The organism is Ornithinimicrobium cavernae (genome assembly GCF_003121625.1).
Classification (GTDB): Bacteria; Actinomycetota; Actinomycetes; order Actinomycetales; family Dermatophilaceae; genus Ornithinicoccus; species Ornithinicoccus cavernae.
In genome coordinates this window covers 61629-79299 of record NZ_QDDJ01000009.1, presented here as the reverse complement: position 1 = coordinate 79299, position 17671 = coordinate 61629, and the positions used below count along the sequence as shown (strand labels likewise).

Sequence of the window (17671 nt, the reverse complement as noted above, 5' to 3'; positions counted from 1 at the left end):
GGTGGCGGATACCTGGTAGGAACAGTGGGCCGGACCGGCTAGGTTCAGCCCATGAGCCGATGGAGCCAACTGCAGCGCAGCACCCGCCGGCTGCTGCTGGGGGCGGGGGTGGCCAGCGTCGCGACGCCCGTGGGCCTGGCCATGGCGCTCACCGTCGCGGACAAGATGCGCAAGGACCGCACCCCCGACGAGCACTCCGTGCCACCGCACGAGCCGCTCCCGGCCGAGGTCGACGGCAACGAGCTGCGCACCTACACCTACGGTGAGCACCTCTACCGGGACATGCTGCAGGCGATCGACGACGCCACCGACTTCGTCTACCTGGTCACCTACATCTGGAAGGCCGACGAGACCGGACAGGAGTTCAAGGACGCGGTCATCCGGGCCGCGGAGCGCGGCGTGCGGGTCTGTGTCGTCTTCGACGGGTTCGCCAACCTGGTGGTGCCGACCGAGTTCAAGCGGTTCCCCGCCTCGGTGCACCTCCTGAAGTTCCCGACGATCCGGGCGGGCTTCCTGATCAACGTGCGGCGCACCGGGCGGGACCACCGCAAGGTGCTGGTCGTCGACGGCCGGGTCGGCTTCGTCGGCGGCTACAACATCGGCTCGTTGTATGCCGACCGGTGGCGGGACACGCACATGCGGGTCAGGGGCCCCGCGGTCTGGGAGCTCCAGAACACGTTCGTGGACTTCTGGAACAGGCACCGCAAACGCAGCCACCCCGAGCTGCCCGACTCGGGCACCGAGGTGTGGAACTCGCGGATCATGGCTGCGCGCAACGAGCCGAGCCGGCTGGTCTTCCCCGTGCGCAACATCTACCTGGAGGCGATCGACCGGGCCGTGCACCGGGTCTGGATCACCCAGGGCTACTTCATCCCGGACCGGGAGATCCTGACCGGCCTGCTGAGTGCCTCGAGGCGGGGCGTGGACATCCGGGTGCTGATGCCGGAGGCGTCCAACCACGTCGTCGCCGACTGGGTCGCCCGGTCGCACTACAGCACCCTGCTGCGCGGCGGGGTGCGCATCTTCCTCTACCAGGACGTGATGGTGCACGCGAAGACCGCGACCGTCGACGGCACCTGGACCACGGTCGGCACGGCCAACATCGACCGGCTGTCCCTGATCGGCAACTACGAGGTCAACCTGGAGATCCACGACCGGGGGCAGGCCGCCCAGATGGAGGAGATCTTCCGCCGCGACCTCGCCAACTCCCGCGAGCTCACCCTGGAGGAGTGGGAGCAGCGGGGGCTGCTCTCGCGGGCCGCGGAGTGGATCCTGGAGCCGTTGCACCCTCTCCTCTGAGCGAAAATCTGGCACTCGGCTTGACCGAGTGCTAAACGATGCATAGATTCAGGGTTAGCACTCTGCACCTGCAAGTGCCAATGCCCGGAACGAGCCGATCCCCGCGACGGCGGCCCGGACCGGACGCAGACACTGACTAGTCGAACTCGCGAAGGGAAGGTCCCACCGTGTCGGTTTCCATCAAGCCGCTCGAAGACCGGATCGTTATCAAGGCCGTCGAGGCCGAGCAGACCACCGCCTCCGGCCTGGTCATCCCGGACACCGCCAAGGAGAAGCCCCAGGAGGGCGAGGTCCTGGCGGTCGGCCCGGGCCGGTTCAACGAGAACGGCGGCGAGCGCATCCCGCTCGACATCGCCGTCGGCGACCGCGTCATCTACAGCAAGTACGGCGGCACCGAGATCAAGCACGGAGGCGAGGAGTACCTCATCCTCTCCGCGCGTGACGTGCTGGCCGTCGTCGCCAGCAACTGACCTCCGCCGACGCCCCGGGGCCCCTTGCACGAGCAGGGGTCGCCGGGGTGTCGTGCAGTGACCCACCGCTACGGAAGGACCGGCCCTGATGGCCAAACAGCTGGAATTCAACGACAACGCCCGCAAGGCGCTGGAGCGGGGCGTCGACGCCCTCGCCAACGCCGTCAAGGTGACCCTGGGCCCCAAGGGTCGCAACGTCGTCCTGGACAAGAAGTGGGGCGCCCCGACCATCACCAACGACGGTGTCACCATCGCGCGTGAGGTCGAGCTGGAGGACCCCTACGAGAACATGGGTGCCCAGCTCGCCAAGGAGGTCGCCACCAAGACCAACGACGTCGCTGGTGACGGCACCACCACCGCGACCGTGCTCGCCCAGGCGATGGTCCACCAGGGCCTGCGCAACGTCGCCGCGGGCGCCGGACCGGCCGGCCTCAAGCGCGGCATCGACAAGGCCGTCACGGCCATCTCGGACCGTCTCCTCGAGACCGCCCGCGAGGTCGAGGGTCGCGACGAGATCGCCCAGGTCGCGAGCCTGTCGGCCCAGGACACCACCATCGGTGAGCTCATCGCCGAGGCGTTCGACAAGGTCGGCAAGGACGGTGTGATCACCGTCGAGGAGGCCTCGACCACCGCGATGTCCCTCGACTTCACCGAGGGCATGCAGTTCGACAAGGGCTACCTCTCGCCCTACTTCGTCACCGACGCCGAGCGCATGGAGGCCGTCCTCGAGGACGCCTACATCCTGTTCCACCAGGGCAAGATCTCCTCGGTCTCCGAGCTGCTGCCGCTGCTGGAGAAGGTCATCGGTGAGAGCAAGCCGCTGTTCATCGTGGCCGAGGACGTCGAGGGCGAGGCCCTCTCGACCCTCGTCGTGAACAAGATGCGTGGCACGTTCAACGCCGTGGCGGTCAAGGCCCCCGGGTTCGGCGACCGCCGCAAGGCGATGCTGCAGGACATGGCGGTCCTCACCGGAGGGCAGGTCGTTGCCGAGGAGGTCGGGCTCAAGCTCGACCAGGTCGGCCTCGAGGTGCTCGGCCGGGCCCGCCGCATCGTCTCCACCAAGGACTCCACGGTCATCGTGGACGGCGAGGGTGCGGCCGACGAGGTGCAGGCCCGCGTGGACCAGATCACCGCGGAGATCGCCAACACCGACTCCGACTGGGACCGCGAGAAGCTGCAGGAGCGGCTCGCCAAGCTCTCCGGTGGCGTCTGTGTGATCCAGGTGGGCGCGCACACCGAGGTGGAGCTCAAGGAGAAGAAGCACCGCATCGAGGACGCGGTCTCCGCGACCCGTGCGGCCATCGAGGAGGGCATCGTCGCCGGCGGTGGCTCGGCCCTGATCCACGCCTCCAAGGTGCTGGATGAGCTCTCGCTCGAGGGCGACGAGGCGGTCGGCGCCACGATCGTGCGCAAGGCCGTGCAGGAGCCGCTGCGCTGGATCGCCGAGAACGCCGGCCTGCAGGGCTACGTGGCGACCGCCAAGGTCTCCGAGCTCGAGGTCGGCCAGGGCCTCAACGCGGCGACCGGTGAGTACGGCGACCTGCTGGCCGCGGGCGTCATCGACCCGGTGAAGGTGACTCGTTCCGCGCTGCGCAACGCCGCCTCCATCGCCTCGATGGTGCTGACGACCGACACGCTGGTCGCCGACAAGCCGGAGGAGAAGGACAACGCCGGTCACGGCCACAGCCACTGACCAGCTGGTGCCCGGTCGGGGCTGACCCGACCGGGCACCGCCCGGTGATGAGCCCGGTCCGGCTCGGCGTCACGCCGTGTTGCGACCGGGCTCGTCCGTCGGTACGGGGTCCGTGGTGGGTGTCTCGGGAGTGATGTCGGCCTCGGCGAGGATCGCGGCGCGCTCCTCCTCGGTCATCGCGCCCCACACACCGTAGGGCTCACGTGCGCGCAGCGCGTGCGTCCGGCACGCCTCCAGTACGGGGCACTGGAGGCAGAGACGCTTGGCGCGCTCGTCGCGCCGCCTTCGGGCCGAGCCGCGCTCGCCCTCCGGGTGAAAGAAGAGTTCTGGACTGACCGTCCGGCACAGCCCGTCAAACTGCCACTCCCACTGCTCTGCAACCGGACTTGGTCCGGCAGTCGTGTCACTCACCTGCGCCCACCTCTCGTCCTTCAGGCACACCGTGTGTGCGTCCGTGATCCTGAGCTACCGTCCGGTTGTGGCCGGGCGATATGTGGTTCGTTCGGTCGAGTCACTGTAACCACAGTCACACGGCCCAGTGGTAATCCGAGCTGCCGGATCATCCGCTCTCGCAGCGTCTCACGGCGCAGGCCGCCCGCCAAGACCCTGGTTCGGTGTGAGAGCCGTCACCGCCGCCGAGGTGGGCGCGGTTCGTCGGCCCGCACGACTCTAGGATGGGCCGTATGACTGTGGCACCTGCCGTCCCCGATCCGTTCCGTGCCCTGGGCCTGACCTACGACGACGTCCTGCTGCTGCCGGGCGAGACCGACCTGGTGCCCGAGCAGATCGACACCACGAGCCGGCTGACCCGCGAGATCAGCCTGCGCCTCCCGCTCGTCTCGGCCGCGATGGACACGGTCACCGAGGGGCGGATGGCCATCGCGATGGCCCGTCAGGGGGGCATCGGCATCCTGCACCGCAACCTCTCGATCGAGGACCAGGCCTATCAGGTGGACCTGGTCAAGCGGACCCAGACCGGCCGGATCAGCAACCCGGTGACCATCGGTGCGGAGGCCACGCTCGAGGAGCTCGACACCATCTGCGGGCAGTACCGCGTGTCCGGCCTTCCGGTCGTCGACGCCGAGGGTCACCTGCTGGGCATCTGCACCAACCGTGACCTGCGCTTCACCCCGGTGGCGGAGTGGGAGCACACGCTCGTCCGCGACGTGATGACCCCGACGCCGCTGGTGACGGCGCCGGAGGACGTCAGTCGGGAGGATGCCGCTGCCATCCTGCGGGCCCACAAGCGCGAGCGGCTGCCCCTCGTGGACGCGGAGGGCCGCCTGGCCGGTCTGATCACCGTGAAGGACTTCGTCAAGTCCGAGCAGTTCCCGCACGCCAGCAAGGACTCCGAGGGGCGGCTCCTCGTGGGCGCGGCCATCGGCTACTACGGCGACGCCTGGGAGCGGGCGACCACCCTCATCGAGGCCGGTGTCGACGTGCTGGTCGCCGACACGGCGCACGGGCACGTGCGGATGCTCATCGACATGGTCAAGCGGCTCAAGACCGACCCGGCGACCCGGCACGTCCAGGTGGTCGGCGGCAACGTGGCGACCGGCGCGGGGGCGCGGGCGTTCGTGGACGCGGGCGCCGACGCGGTCAAGGTCGGTGTGGGTCCGGGCGCGATCTGCACCACCCGTGTCGTGACGGGCATCGGGGCCCCTCAGCTGACGGCGGTCTACGAGGCGGCCCAGGCAGCCCGTGACGCCGGTGTGCCGGTGATCGCCGACGGTGGGATGAAGTACTCCGGGGACATCGCCAAGGCGCTCGTGGCCGGTGCCGAGTCGGTGATGATGGGCTCGATGCTGGCCGGGTGCGAGGAGTGCCCGGGCGAGCTGATCTTCGTCAACGGCAAGCAGTACAAGTCCTACCGCGGCATGGGCTCGCTCGGCGCGATGAGCTCGCGCGGCAGGACGTCCTACTCCAAGGACCGCTACTTCCAGGCCGAGGTGAGCAGCGACGACCAGATCGTGCCGGAGGGCGTCGAGGGGCGTGTCGCCTACAAGGGTGCGCTCGCCAACGTGGTCCACCAGATGTCCGGTGGACTCCGCCAGGCGATGTTCTACGTCGGTGCGCGCACCGTGCCCGAGCTGCAGGAGCGCGGGCAGTTCGTGCGCATCACGCAGGCCAGCCTGCAGGAGTCGCACCCGCACGACATCCAGATGACCGTGGAGGCGCCGAACTACAGTGTCGGCGGCTGATCAGCAGGGGGGTGTCCCGCTCGTGAGTGGAGTGAACGCCCCCCGAGGGGGCTAGCTTCCACTCACGAGCGCACGTTCCCCGCTCAGCCGAACTGCCAGGACCGCTTGGACAGGCCGTACCAGAAGCCGTCGACGGCGACCTCGTTGTCGAGCCCGCCGCTGGCCTCGGCGACCCCGAGCGTCACGTAGAGCGGGGCCCAGTGCTCGGTCCGGGGGTGCGCCTCCAGCGCGCCCGGTGCCTGGTTCTCGAAGTCCAGGACGGCGTCCACGTCCTGCCGTGCCAGCGCCTCGGCGGCCCAGTGGTCGAACTCCTGCGAGACCTGTGGGGCGGGCGCGTCGGCCGGGTTGCGCGGGTTGAACCACTTGAGGTTGTGCGTGGTGAAGCCGGAGCCGACGATCAGCGTGCCCTGGTCCCGCAGCGGCGCCAGCCGGCGCCCGATCTCGAAGAGCTCGCGCGGGTCCAGGGTCGGCATCGACATCTGCAGCACCGGGACGTCGGCGTCGGGGAACATCTCCACCAGCGGCACGTAGGCCCCGTGGTCCAGGCCGCGGCCCTCGTCCCGGTGGACGGAGTCGCCGATGATCGCCGTCACCTCGTCGGCCAGCTCGGGAGCGGTCGGCGCGGCGTACTCCACCTCGAAGTACTTCTGCGGGAAGCCCCAGAAGTCGTAGACCAACGGCACCTGCTGCCGGCTGGCGCTGACCGTCAGCGGCGCGCTCTCCCAGTGCGCCGAGACCATCAGGATGTTCGTGGGGCGGGGGAGCCGGTCGGACCAGGCGTGCAGCTGCCCGGTCCAGGTCTGGTCGTCGGCCAGCGGCGGGGCCCCGTGGCTCAGGTAGAGCACCGGCTGCCGCTCGGTGGTCGGGGTGCGGTCGGCGTGCTCCACGGTGTGCCTCCAGGGGGCCGGTCCAGTCGGTCAATTTTTCAACTTCCAGTATGCCGTGTGGTGGCCGTCCCAGCATCCCGGCGGCCTGCTTGTAGCCTGAGCCGGTGAGCGAGATCGAGATCGGCCGTGGCAAGCGCGGTAGGCGCGCCTATTCCTTCGAGGACATCGCGGTGGTGCCGTCCCGGCGCACCCGCGACCCGGAGGACGTGTCGATCAGCTGGCAGATCGACGCCTACCACTTCGAGCTGCCGGTCATCGCGGCGCCGATGGACTCCGTCGTCTCGCCGCAGACGGCGATCATGATGGGACGGCTCGGCGGGCTGGGGGTGCTCGACCTGGAGGGGCTGTGGACCCGCTACGACGACCCGAGCGCCTACCTGGAGGAGATCGCCGGGCTGGAGGCCGCAGCGAGCACCGCGCGGCTGCGCGAGCTGTACGCCGCGCCGATCCGTCCCGACCTGATCACCCAGCGGCTCAGGGAGATCAGGGAGGCGGGCGTCACCGTCGCCGGGTCCCTGTCCCCGCAGCGGACCCAGCAGTTCTGGCGCACCGTCGTGGACGCCGGCGTCGACCTGTTCGTCATCCGGGGCACCACGGTCTCGGCGGAGCACGTCTCCAGCAGCGCCGAGCCGCTCAACCTCAAGCGCTTCATCTACGAGCTCGACGTGCCGGTCGTCGTCGGGGGCGCCGGGACCTACACGGCGGCGCTGCACCTGATGCGCACCGGCGCTGCGGGAGTCCTGGTCGGCTTCGGTGGGGGAGCGACGCACACGACGCGCACCACGCTGGGCATCCACGCGCCGATGGCCACGGCGATCGCCGACGTCGCCGCCGCGCGTCGCGACTACCTGGACGAGTCCGGCGGGCGCTACGTCCACGTCATCGCCGACGGCGGGATGGGCCAGTCCGGCGACATCGTCAAGGCGGTCGCCTGCGGCGCCGACGCGGTGATGATCGGTGCCGCGCTCGCCCGTGCCGAGGAGGCTCCGGGGCGCGGCTACCACTGGGGCTCGGAGGCCCACCACCCGTTCCTGCCGCGCGGCGAGCGGGTCCGCGTGGGCACCGCCGGCTCCCTGGAGGAGATCCTCAACGGCCCCGGCCGGGACGCCTCCGGCACGACCAACCTGATGGGTGCTCTGCGCCGGGCCATGGCCACGACGGGCTACACCGACGTCAAGGAGTTCCAGCGCGTCGAGGTCGTCGTCGCTCCCTACCAACCTCGCTGAGGCGGGGAGCGCCTGCAGGGCGCGGGCCGTTCCTGCCCTTACCCTTGGTGCTGTTCGTGACCAGGGGCCGGCACGGTGCAGCCACCGGCCGCCCCGCGCCCGAGGAGCAGACCATGCGAGTTCGCCGTGAACCCACCTACCGGCGGCGCCGTGCCCTCGTCGGCGGGGTGGCAGCGCTGGTCCTGGCCGGTTCGCTGACCGCCTGCCTCACCGCGGGCGGAGACGACGGCCCGCAGGACACCGGGCCGGAGGCCGCCGCCCCGGCCCCCGCGGACACGTCCCCGCAACCCACGGAGGGCACCGCGAAGGACGGCTTCGACAGTGCGGTCGGCGGGGGTGCCGATGGATCCGAGAGCACCGGCTCGCCGACCGGCGACGCCCCCGTGGCCGGTCCGCCGCCCATCCCCTCCGACGAGTCGTTCATGGAGCGGGTCGACTACCTGACGGGGGAGATCACGCCCAAGTCCGTCGTGGCCTCCGGCGCGGGCCTGGTCATCGCCAACAACATGATGTACCGGCACACCTCCACGGTCTACGACGCGGAGTCCCGCGAGCTCGTCGCCACCCTGTCCGACGAGATCGTCCCGGAGGAGTTCGGGATCGAGGGGCACCCGGGGAGCGCGTCGGGGTCGCCGGTGGAGGCCGCGTGGACCGCCGACGGCAGGTACGCCTACGTCTCGCAGTACACGATGTACGGCGAGGGCTTCGGCAAGGACGGTTTCGACGACTGCACGCCGGCCGACGGGGTCGGTCCCTCGCTGCTCTACCGCTTCGACGCCGAGGCCATGGAGTGGGACCAGGCGATCAAGGTCGGTGCCGTGCCCAAGTACGTCGACATCACGCCCGACCAGACCAAGGTCCTGGTCTCGAACTGGTGCGACTCTACCCTCTCCGTGGTCGATGTCGAGACTGCGCGGGAGGAGAAGACCATCCCGATCGCGGCGGCCCCCCGGGGGATCGAGGTACTGCCGGACAACCGCACCGCCTACGTGGCCGCGATGTATGCCGACAAGCTCTTCAAGGTGGACCTGGTGACCGGCGAGTCCGAGGTGATGATGGAGACCGGCCGCAAGCCGCGCCACCTCAACCTCTCCGCGGACGGGAAGTACCTCTACATGGCGGTCAGCGGGGCCGACACCATCTACAAGATCGACACCGAGACCGAGGAGATCGTGGACCAGGTCGTCTCGGGCCGGGAGCCGCGCTCGATGATCCTGTCCTCGGACGGGACCGCCCTGTACGTCGTGAACTACTACGAGCCCTCCGTCGCCAAGATCAGCACCGACGACATGGAGGTCCTGCAGAAGGAGCCGACCGACGCCAACCCGATCGGTATCACCTACGAGCCGATCACGCACACGGTCTGGGTGGCCTGCTACGGCGGCTCCATCTACGTCTTCGACGACACGCTCGAGACCGACCCCGACGCCTGAGCACCGGCCGGCCCTGCCAGGAAGGTCGCCTACCCTGGGAGGGTGCTGCGCACCCTGTTCACCCCCCGCTGGCTGACGCTCCTCGGAGTCGTCGCCGCGGTCTGCCTCTCCTTCGTGTGGCTCGGTCTGTGGCAGCTGTCGGTCGCGCAGCACGACGCCGTCGAGAAGCTCCAGGAGCAGCGCGACGCGCTCGTGGAGAAGCCGCTCACCGAGGTCCTGGCCCCGCACGCCCCCTTCCCGGCGGACGGTGCCGGTCACCCGGTCGTCACCCGCGGGCAGTATGACGGGGCACGCCAGTTCCTGGTGCCCGACCGGGTGCTCGAGGGACGGCCGGGGTACTGGGTCGTGACCCCGCTGCTGGTCGACGAGGGGCAGGCCGTCATCCCGGTCCTGCGCGGCTTCGTCGACGACCCGGGGGAGGCCGGGGTCCCGCCGGCCGAGCCCGTCACGGTCCGCGGCGAGCTGGCGCCGGGGGAGTCGCCCTACTTCGGGGAGGCCGTCCTGCCCGAGGGGCAGCGCGGGACCATCGACCTGTCGGTGCTGGCCAACGAGTGGCCGGAGGACCTCTACAACGGGTTCCTGTTCAGCACGGCCGAGGAGCCACGGCTGACCGCCGACACGGTGGCGCCCGTGCCGCCGCCGCAGCTCACCGCGGGCGAGGTCGACTGGCGCAACCTGGGCTACGCGCTGCAGTGGTGGGTCTTCGCCGCGTTCGCGGTGTTCATGTACCTCAAGCTGCTGCACGACGCCGCGCGGGAGCGCTCAGGGAGTCCGCCTACAGTGAGCAGCACCACCGCACCCGCCGACGAGAGGATCGAGCCCCACCATGTCTGACCGCGCCAAGCTGACGTTCTTCCAGGTGATGGCGTTCGTCGTCGGTGTCGCGCTCCTCGTCCTCACCGTGCACATGGTGCTCCGCTACGGGTTCCAGAACCACGCACTCGACTGGTGGGCGATGCCGCACGGCTTCCTGTACATGGTCTACCTGGTCGCCGTGGCCCTGCTCGGCTTCGCCCTCCGCTGGGAGATCGGCCCCATGGTCCTGGTCATGCTGGCCGGCTGCGTGCCCTTCCTCTCCTTCTGGGTCGAGCACCGGGTCACCCGGACCGCCAGGGCGCAGATCGAGGCCAGGGAGTCGGCGGCCACCGGGGTGCCGGCCTGACCGCACGACCCGGCCCCTCGGCATACCGGCCCCGACCGAGTCGGTCCGCAGGGCCCGACCCGGCTAACCTGTCCCGGTGACCGATGCTCTCCAGCAGCGCCCCGTCCTCGTCGTGGACTTCGGCGCGCAGTACGCCCAGCTGATCGCGCGACGGGTCCGTGAGGCCTCCGTCTACAGCGAGATCGTGCCGCACGACATGCCCGCGGAGGAGGTGCTCGCCAAGAACCCGGCGGCCCTGATCCTCTCGGGTGGGCCCTCGTCGGTGTATGCGGAGGGGGCACCGTCCCTGGACCCGGCCCTGCTGACCGCGGGGGTGCCCGTGCTCGGCATCTGCTACGGCTTCCAGGCGATGGCGACCGCCCTGGGCGGCTCGGTCGAGAAGACGGGCCTGCGTGAGTACGGAGAGACCCGGGCTCGGATCTCCGACACCGCCAGCACCCTCTTCGACGGGCAGCCGGACGAGCAGCCGGTGTGGATGAGCCACGGCGACTCCGTCGCGCAGGCGCCCGAGGGCACGCGCGTCACGGCGACCACGCCCGGTGCCGCCGTGGCCGCGTTCGAGGACGACGAGGCGCGACGCTACGGGGTGCAGTGGCACCCGGAGGTGCTGCACTCCAGCTTCGGGCAGCGCGTCCTGGAGAACTTCCTGCTGCGCGGCGCCGGGCTCGAGCCGACCTGGACGAGCGAGAACGTCGTCGAGGACCTGGTCTCCCGGATCCGCGAGGAGGTGGGTGACGCCAGCGTCATCTGCGGGCTCTCGGGCGGCGTTGACTCCTCGGTGGCCGCCGCGCTGGTGCAGCGCGCCGTCGGTGACCAGCTGACCTGTGTGTTCGTGGACCACGGGCTGCTGCGCGAGGGGGAGGCCGAGCAGGTCGAGCAGGACTTCGTGGCCGCGACCGGGGTCGAGCTCGTCGTCGTCGACGCGCAGCAGCGCTTCCTCGATGCGCTCGCGGGGGTCACCGACCCGGAGACCAAGCGCAAGATCATCGGTCGGGAGTTCATCCGCGTCTTCGAGCAGGCTGCCCGGGACGTGGCCGGCACCGCCGACGCCGAGGGGCACCCGGTGAAGTTCCTGGTGCAGGGCACGCTCTATCCCGACGTGGTGGAGTCCGGTGGCGGCAGTGGCGCCGCCAACATCAAGAGCCACCACAACGTCGGCGGCCTCCCCGACGACCTGCAGTTCACCCTGATCGAGCCGCTGCGCACGCTGTTCAAGGACGAGGTCCGCCAGGTCGGCCTCGAGCTCGGCGTGCCGGAGCAGATCGTCTGGCGCCAGCCCTTCCCCGGGCCGGGGCTCGGCATCCGGATCATCGGGGCGGTGGACGCCGAGCGGCTGGCGATCCTGCGCCGTGCGGACGCGATCGCGCGCGAGGAGCTGACCCGGGCCGGTCTGGACCGCGACATCTGGCAGTGCCCCGTCGTGCTGCTGGCGGACGTGCGCTCGGTGGGTGTGCAGGGTGACGGCCGTACCTACGGCCACCCGGTCGTGCTGCGACCGGTCTCCAGCGAGGACGCCATGACGGCCGACTGGAGCCGCGTGCCCTACGACGTGCTGGCCCGGATCTCCAACCGGATCACCAACGAGGTCGAGGAGATCAACCGCGTGGCGCTCGACGTGACGAGCAAGCCGCCGGGCACCATCGAGTGGGAGTGAGGCCTGCAGCCGGCCCAGCGCCTGACCGGCCGCGCTCGCCAGGGCCTCCGCCGTCCGCCGGGACAGGCCAGCGACCTCGTACACGTCGGCCATGAGCAGCCGGTAGTCGTCGACGATCGTCGTCATGTCGGACCTCCCTCACGAAGGGGTGACTCGACACGCACTCCAGGCGCTACGAGCTCAGGCGGCGACACGTGTGAGGTAGCAGACACCGCTCACGGCCACTTCTGGCGCACTTGCGACGATCTGTAGTACTACACTCAATAGTGGAAGTCGAGAACGACCTCCACCGCACAGACCGAAAGGGATCGTCATGAGCGTCACAGTCCACCTCCCCGCCCAGGACGACGCTGCTGTAGGGCGCGCGGCGCGCGCCGACGGCGTCGTCCACCAGGCCGACATCGTCCGTTCGGGCGTCGCGCGCAGGCTGCTGGCGTTCCTGCGGATCCTCATCGGCTGGACCTTCATGTGGCCCTTCGTCGACAAGCTGTTCGGCCTGGGCTACGGCACCGCCGCGGAGGCGGCCGTCGTCAACGGTGGAGCTCCCGCACAGGGCTACCTGGTCCACGCGACCTCGGGCCCGTTCAAAGAGGTCTTCGTCTGGGTGGCCGAGAGCTTCGGGCCGGTCGCCGACGTCCTGTTCATGGTCGGGCTGTTCGGCATCGGCCTGGCCATGCTGACCGGGGCCGGCCTGAAGATCGCCGCCTGGGGCGGCACCCTCCTCATGGCACTCATGTACCTCGCCGCCCTGCCGATCGGCCAGGCGGGCGCGGGTTTCACGAACCCGGTGACCGACGCGCACTGGATCGAGGCGGCGGTCCTGCTGGTGGCTGCCTACACCCTCGCCGGCGACACCTGGGGTCTGGGCCGCTGGTGGGGAGGCAAGGTCGGCAACGGCTGGCTGCGCTGACCCGCGGACGGAACTGCCCGTCATACCCCCGTCGGGGTGTGGCGGGCAGCTCTCTGCCTGGACGTCTCCCCGCGGTGGTGCTGGGTGTGGCGGGCGGTGCCGTGCCGGGAGCGCGATTAGAGTTGCGCGCGTGATCCGCTCCACCCTCGCCATCGCCGCCGGCAAGCTGGCCCGGCACGCCACCCGGCTGCGCGGTGGGGGCTCGGCACTGCCCGGGCTGGTGACCGAACGGATCGACCCGGGCATCCTGGCGCACACCCTGGCGGACCTGCCGGGTGGTGTGGTGGTGGTCAGCGGCACGAACGGCAAGACCACGACGACCAAGATGCTGGTGGCGCTGCTGCGGGCCCACGGGCAGCGGGTCTTCACCAACCCGACGGGCAGCAACTTCACCCGTGGGGTCATCTCGGCGATGCTCTCCGAGGTCCCGCTCAGCGGCCGGCTCGACGCGGACTGGGCGGTCCTGGAGCTCGACGAGGCCCATGCCCTGCACTTCGCCGCGGCGGTCGCCCCCACGCACGCCCTGCTGCTCAACGTCGCCCGCGACCAGCTCGACCGGTTCGCCGAGATCGACCAGACGGCCCAGCTCCTGACCCGCCTGGCGGAGCAGACCACCACGGGCGTGGTGCTCAACGTCGACGACTCGTTCATCTCGCGCATCCACCGCAGCGTCGGTCCGGACGTCTCGGTCGGATGGTTCGGGGTCGACCCCGCCTGTGCCGACCGGCTGCCCGAGCTGCAGGAGGCCGACGTCCGTGAGGTCGACGGGGCGGCCGCCCTGCCGGTCACCGCCGACGCCTCCCTGCTCCTGGTCCACGACGAGCGCTCCTTCACGGTCACGGGGTCCGGGGCCGACGTCGGTCCGGTCACGCTGCGGCAGCGCGGCCTGGCGGCGATGATCAACGCCACCGCCGCCACCGCCACCGCCCGGGCGGTGCTGGGTGAGCGCTTCGAACCCGGTGTCGCCGCGACGACCCTCGCCTCGGTGACCCCGCCGTTCGGGCGCGGTGAGGTGATCGATGTGGACGGGCAGCCGCTCGAGCTCGTGCTGGTCAAGAACCCGGCCGGGTTCACCGTGGCACTGGGCACCTACGGCTCCGAGCCGGTGGCCACGATGATCGCCATCAACGACAACTACGCCGATGGCCGGGACGTCTCCTGGCTCTATGACGTCTCGTTCGAGAGCCTCCGCGAGCAGGGGGTCGCCCTGACCAGCGGGGTGCGCGGGTGGGACATGGCCCTGCGGCTGCAGTATGACGAGGTGCCGGTCGAGCGCACCGAGACCGACCTCGACGCGGCGTTGGAGCAGTTCCTGCACGAGCACGCGGACGGTCCGAAACGGATCTTCTGCACCTACACGGCGATGATGCACCTGCGTCGTCGGCTGGCCGCCCGCTACGGGCTCGCACGCTTCGGGGAGGACGCCCAGTGACTGCAGGCACCGGAGGCGGTGGGCCTAGCAAGGGCACCGTGCACATCGTCCACCTCTACCCCCGCGAGATGAGCATCTACGGCGACCTGGGCAACACGCGCGCGCTGGCGAGCCGCCTGCGCTGGCACGGCTACACCCCCGTCGTCCACCAGCACCACCCCGGTGCCCCGTGGCCTGAGCACGCCCACCTGCTCCTCGGCGGCGGTGGCCAGGACTCCGGCCAGGTCCGGGTCCAGGAGGACCTGTTCACCCACGCCGACCGGCTGCGGGCGTACGCCGCCGACGGGATGCCGATGCTGATGATCTGCGGCATGTACCAGCTCTTCGGTCAGGCCTTCCTCACCGTGGACGGCACGCGCCTGCCGGGCCTGGGCATCCTCGACGTGACCACCACCGGCAACGCGACGCGAATGATCGGCCCGGTGGTGCTGGACACCCTTGCCGGGGAGGTCGTCGGCTACGAGAACCACTCCGGCTCGACGGTCCTGGCGGCCGGGCAGGAGCCCTTCGGCACGGTGCGGCACGGGCAGGGCAACAACGGTGCGGACCGCACCGAGGGGGCCCGGGTGCACGAGGTGATCGGCTCCTACCTCCACGGGCCGGTCCTGCCGGCCAACCCGGCCCTGGCCGACCACCTGCTGCGGGTCGCCGCCACCCGGGCGACCGGAGGCTGGGAGCCCGGTGAGATCGACGACTCTGTCGCCGAGCAGGCACACGCCCGTCAGGTCAGTCGGCTGCTAGCAGGTTAGTCCTGCCCGTTGCGCGCTTCGTCCGGGGCGGTGCTCGGGGCGGGGTCGCCCACCGCTTCCGCCCGCTCGCCACCGGGCAGCGCGGCGCCCCGGGGTGTCGGGGCGAGCTCACCCTGGCTGTCGAGCTGGTAGGTCGTGGGCCGGTTGGGGCTGAGCCACCAGATCAACATGGCCAGGGCGCCCAGGGGCACGTCCAGGAGGTGGGTCACCACGGCATACAGCAGGGCTGCCGCCGCGGCGGCCGTCGGGTCGGCACCGAAGGCGATGAGGACCGCCGCAGTGCCGGCCTCGGTGATGCCGAGGCCGCCCGGGGTGATGGCCACCACGGTGAGCAGCTGGCGGATGGCGTAGGCCGCGAAGATGTGCGCGATCGGCAGCTCGACGCCGACGGTGTGGCACGCGACGAGGTACAGGACGAAGAAGATGCCGAGCATGCCGGCCAGGCCAAGGCTCATCTTCCAGCCGTTGCTGCTCGCGACGTTGCCCCAGCGGCCGCGCTGGTCCTGGATGAGCGAGTCGAGGTTGGCCCCCGCGCGCAGCCGCTTGGAGAAGGGCTTGGCGACCCACCCCAGGCTGTGCCCGACCAGGTGCGAGGCCTTGTCGCTGTAGATCACCGCGAGGAAGAACGCGAGCACCATCAGCAGCGCGACCACGGCGATGACCGAGCCGAGGATGACCGGTGCCGGGGTGTCCATCGGGCCGATGATGACGACCAGGATGGCGATCACCGGCAGTGCCAGGCGCGCCATGATGTTCCAGACCCCGGTGACCACCAGTGACGTGGAGATGTTGCGGCGCATGAACCCCCACGACCGGCACATCACATAGGTGATCGCCACGGCGACCGCGCCACCCATGGGCATGATGTTGCTGATCATCGACCCCGAGGCGTTGACGAGCAGAGCTCGGCGGTGACTGAGGCCGGGGAGCGACCCGGTGAGGGTGAAGGTGTAGGAGTACAACCCGATGAGCTTCAGCACGACCATCAGGACCGCGACCCACCCGCCGACCAGGGCCATCTGGCGCAGGATGTCCGGCCAGGAGGAGTCGGCCACCCGCGGGAGCACGAAGATCAGGAGCAGGGTGGCGATGGTCAGGCCGACCACCGACTGCAGGACCTCGCGCCATCCGAACTTCCGGGTGGGCTCGTAGTCCTCGGTCGCGTGGATCGTCACGCGGTGACCACCGGACGTCGGCTCGGTCGGGACACAGGGGTGCGCACGTCCGACAGGCTACGGCCTCGTGCTGGGTGCTCTCGCACGTCGTAGATACCTCCCCCGGCCCGCCCGGACCTGTGTAGACAACCCAGAGCACGATACCTGCGGACGCGGTGCCTGGGCGCAAGGGTAGGGTGCGACACCGCCAACATCTCGTCCGGAAGGGGGCCCTCGTGTCCGGTGCCACCCTGATCGTGACCAATGACTTCGGTCCCCGCGTCGGCGGGATCGAGGCGTTCGTCCAGTCCATGGCGGACCGGATCGCGACGGCTCGTGGGCCCGGCTCCGTGGTGGTCCACACGGCCCGCCAGCGCGGGGCCGCCGCCTTCGATGCCGGCCTGCCCTACACCGTGGTGCGGGACGAGGCGCGGGTGCTGCTGCCCACCGCCGGGGTGGTGCGGCGCTGCGCCCGCACGGCGCGCGAGTTCGGGTGCGACCGGGTCTGGTTCGGCTCGGCCGCCCCCCTCGCCCAGATGACGCCGGCACTGCGCGCGGCAGGGGTGCGCCGTGCCGTGGCGACCACGCACAGCGCGGAGGAGTGGTGGTCCCGGCTCCCGGGGACCCGGTCCGTCGTGCGCCGGATCGGGGAGCGCGTGGACACGGTGACCTATCTGGGGGAGTACTCGCGCAGCCGTCTGGCCACGGTGCTCTCGCCGGAGTCGGCGGGCCGTATGCAGCACCTTCCGCCAGGCGTCGACGTCGAGCGCTACCACCCCCAGGTGGACGGCACGCGGCTGCGCGCACAGCTCGGCCTGAGCAGCCGTCCCGTCGTGGTCAGTGTGTCCCGGCTCGTTCGCCGTAAGGGGCAGGACGCCCTCATCGCGGCGTGGCCGCGGGTGCAGGCCCGGGTTCCCGACGCAGCGCTGCTCATCGTGGGGGACGGCCCGTCCCGTCCCCGGCTCGTGGCCCAGGTGGAACAGGCGGGTCTGGGCCGCGACATCACCCTCACCGGCCGCGTGCCCTGGTCCCGCACGCCCGAGTACTTCGCTGCCGGGGACGTCTTCGCCATGCCCAGTCGCACCCGCTGGCGTGGACTGGAGCCCGAGGGTGTCCCCCTGTCGGTCCTGGAGGCCCAGGCCAGCGGCCTCCCGGTCGTCGTGGGCAACTCCGGTGGCGCGGCGGACACGCTGGTCGACGGTCTCACCGGGCACCTGGTGAACGGCCGTGACCTCGACGAGATCGCGGCTGCGGTGAGCGATCTGCTGCAGCACCGGGAGCGCGCCGCAGCCTGGGGACGCGCGGGCCGGGAGTACGTCACCGCGCGGTTCCAGTGGAATGACCTGGCCAACGACCTGATGCTGATGCTGGAACCGGTCGAGTCGACGAGGGAGGCCTGAC

16 protein-coding genes are annotated in these 17671 nt (G+C 70.6%); 13 read left to right on the top strand and 3 right to left on the bottom strand.

All coding sequences use genetic code 11. The features are described 5' to 3' along the window. Positions 1-51: 51 nt before the first annotated feature. From DA085_RS11755 to groL, 3 genes are all read left to right on the top strand, one after another. Entirely contained in the window at positions 52-1299 is a 1248-nt protein-coding gene (locus DA085_RS11755; RefSeq protein ID WP_202619204.1) for a phospholipase D-like domain-containing protein, read from the top strand. A 167-nt stretch (positions 1300-1466) separates the two neighbouring features. Further along, a complete protein-coding gene (gene groES, locus DA085_RS11750) occupies positions 1467-1769 on the top strand; it encodes a co-chaperone GroES (protein WP_109473170.1) in 303 nt (100 codons plus the stop codon). Between the two features lie 88 nt (positions 1770-1857). Further along, positions 1858-3462, top strand: a complete 1605-nt coding sequence (gene groL, locus DA085_RS11745; RefSeq protein ID WP_109473169.1) for a chaperonin GroEL — start codon at positions 1858-1860, stop codon at positions 3460-3462. A gap of 69 nt (positions 3463-3531) precedes the next feature. Here the strand turns inward: groL and DA085_RS11740 are convergent, their stop codons facing one another. Continuing rightward, positions 3532-3873, bottom strand: coding sequence for a WhiB family transcriptional regulator (locus DA085_RS11740; RefSeq protein ID WP_109473284.1), 342 nt, complete (start codon positions 3871-3873; stop codon positions 3532-3534). A gap of 272 nt (positions 3874-4145) precedes the next feature. Here DA085_RS11740 and guaB point away from each other — a divergent pair, with 272 nt between their 5' ends. Continuing rightward, entirely contained in the window at positions 4146-5663 is a 1518-nt protein-coding gene (gene guaB / locus DA085_RS11735) for an IMP dehydrogenase (RefSeq protein ID WP_109473168.1), read from the top strand. Positions 5664-5746: 83 nt separating this feature from the next. Here the strand turns inward: guaB and DA085_RS11730 are convergent, their stop codons facing one another. Next, positions 5747-6550 (bottom strand): dioxygenase family protein, encoded by an 804-nt coding sequence (locus tag DA085_RS11730; protein WP_109473167.1) that lies wholly within the window; start codon positions 6548-6550, stop codon positions 5747-5749. 104 nt (positions 6551-6654) lie between these two features. Here DA085_RS11730 and DA085_RS11725 point away from each other — a divergent pair, with 104 nt between their 5' ends. The 8 genes from DA085_RS11725 (at position 6655) to DA085_RS11690 (ending at position 15116) form a co-directional block, all read left to right on the top strand. Further along, positions 6655-7776 carry a GuaB3 family IMP dehydrogenase-related protein gene (locus DA085_RS11725; RefSeq protein WP_109473166.1) on the top strand — a complete coding sequence of 374 codons (1122 nt, stop codon included), beginning with the start codon at positions 6655-6657 and terminating at the stop codon, positions 7774-7776. Positions 7777-7889: 113 nt separating this feature from the next. After that, entirely contained in the window at positions 7890-9209 is a 1320-nt protein-coding gene (locus DA085_RS11720) for a YncE family protein (RefSeq protein WP_109473165.1), read from the top strand. A gap of 42 nt (positions 9210-9251) precedes the next feature. Continuing rightward, entirely contained in the window at positions 9252-10043 is a 792-nt protein-coding gene (locus tag DA085_RS11715; RefSeq protein ID WP_109473164.1) for an SURF1 family protein, read from the top strand. Further along, positions 10036-10371, top strand: a complete 336-nt coding sequence (locus DA085_RS11710; RefSeq protein WP_109473163.1) for a DUF3817 domain-containing protein — start codon at positions 10036-10038, stop codon at positions 10369-10371. Before DA085_RS11715 ends, DA085_RS11710 begins: the two co-directional genes overlap by 8 nt. Before the next feature lie 76 nt (positions 10372-10447). Next, the gene (guaA, locus tag DA085_RS11705; protein WP_109473162.1) at positions 10448-12025 is read left to right on the top strand and encodes a glutamine-hydrolyzing GMP synthase; all 1578 of its coding nucleotides are present in this window, start codon (positions 10448-10450) and stop codon (positions 12023-12025) included. A 313-nt stretch (positions 12026-12338) separates the two neighbouring features. Continuing rightward, the gene (locus DA085_RS11700) at positions 12339-12935 is read left to right on the top strand and encodes a DoxX family protein (RefSeq protein WP_109473161.1); all 597 of its coding nucleotides are present in this window, start codon (positions 12339-12341) and stop codon (positions 12933-12935) included. A 130-nt stretch (positions 12936-13065) separates the two neighbouring features. Beyond that, positions 13066-14367: a Mur ligase family protein gene (locus tag DA085_RS11695; protein WP_109473160.1), complete on the top strand. Its 1302-nt coding sequence runs from the start codon at positions 13066-13068 to the stop codon at positions 14365-14367. Next, positions 14364-15116, top strand: coding sequence for a type 1 glutamine amidotransferase (locus DA085_RS11690; RefSeq protein ID WP_272914486.1), 753 nt, complete (start codon positions 14364-14366; stop codon positions 15114-15116). The genes DA085_RS11695 and DA085_RS11690 overlap by 4 nt, the downstream gene beginning before the upstream one ends. Here DA085_RS11690 and DA085_RS11685 read toward each other — a convergent pair. After that, entirely contained in the window at positions 15113-16291 is a 1179-nt protein-coding gene (locus tag DA085_RS11685; protein WP_109473158.1) for a lysylphosphatidylglycerol synthase transmembrane domain-containing protein, read from the bottom strand. The genes DA085_RS11690 and DA085_RS11685 overlap by 4 nt on opposite strands. Positions 16292-16506: 215 nt before the next feature. Here DA085_RS11685 and DA085_RS11680 point away from each other — a divergent pair, with 215 nt between their 5' ends. Then, positions 16507-17670, top strand: coding sequence for a glycosyltransferase family 4 protein (locus tag DA085_RS11680; RefSeq protein ID WP_237565460.1), 1164 nt, complete (start codon positions 16507-16509; stop codon positions 17668-17670). Position 17671: the final 1 nt, after the last annotated feature.

What these genes read in the sequence shown, in the direction of transcription:
- DA085_RS11710 (WP_109473163.1), top strand. Translation starts at nt 10,036, where the DNA reads ATGTCTGACCGCGCCAAGCTGACGTTCTTCCAGGTGATGGCGTTCGTC.
- groL (WP_109473169.1), top strand. Translation starts at nt 1,858, where the DNA reads ATGGCCAAACAGCTGGAATTCAACGACAACGCCCGCAAGGCGCTGGAG.
- guaB (WP_109473168.1), top strand. Translation starts at nt 4,146, where the DNA reads ATGACTGTGGCACCTGCCGTCCCCGATCCGTTCCGTGCCCTGGGCCTG.
- DA085_RS11700 (WP_109473161.1), top strand. Translation starts at nt 12,339, where the DNA reads ATGAGCGTCACAGTCCACCTCCCCGCCCAGGACGACGCTGCTGTAGGG.
- DA085_RS11720 (WP_109473165.1), top strand. Translation starts at nt 7,890, where the DNA reads ATGCGAGTTCGCCGTGAACCCACCTACCGGCGGCGCCGTGCCCTCGTC.
- DA085_RS11755 (WP_202619204.1), top strand. Translation starts at nt 52, where the DNA reads ATGAGCCGATGGAGCCAACTGCAGCGCAGCACCCGCCGGCTGCTGCTG.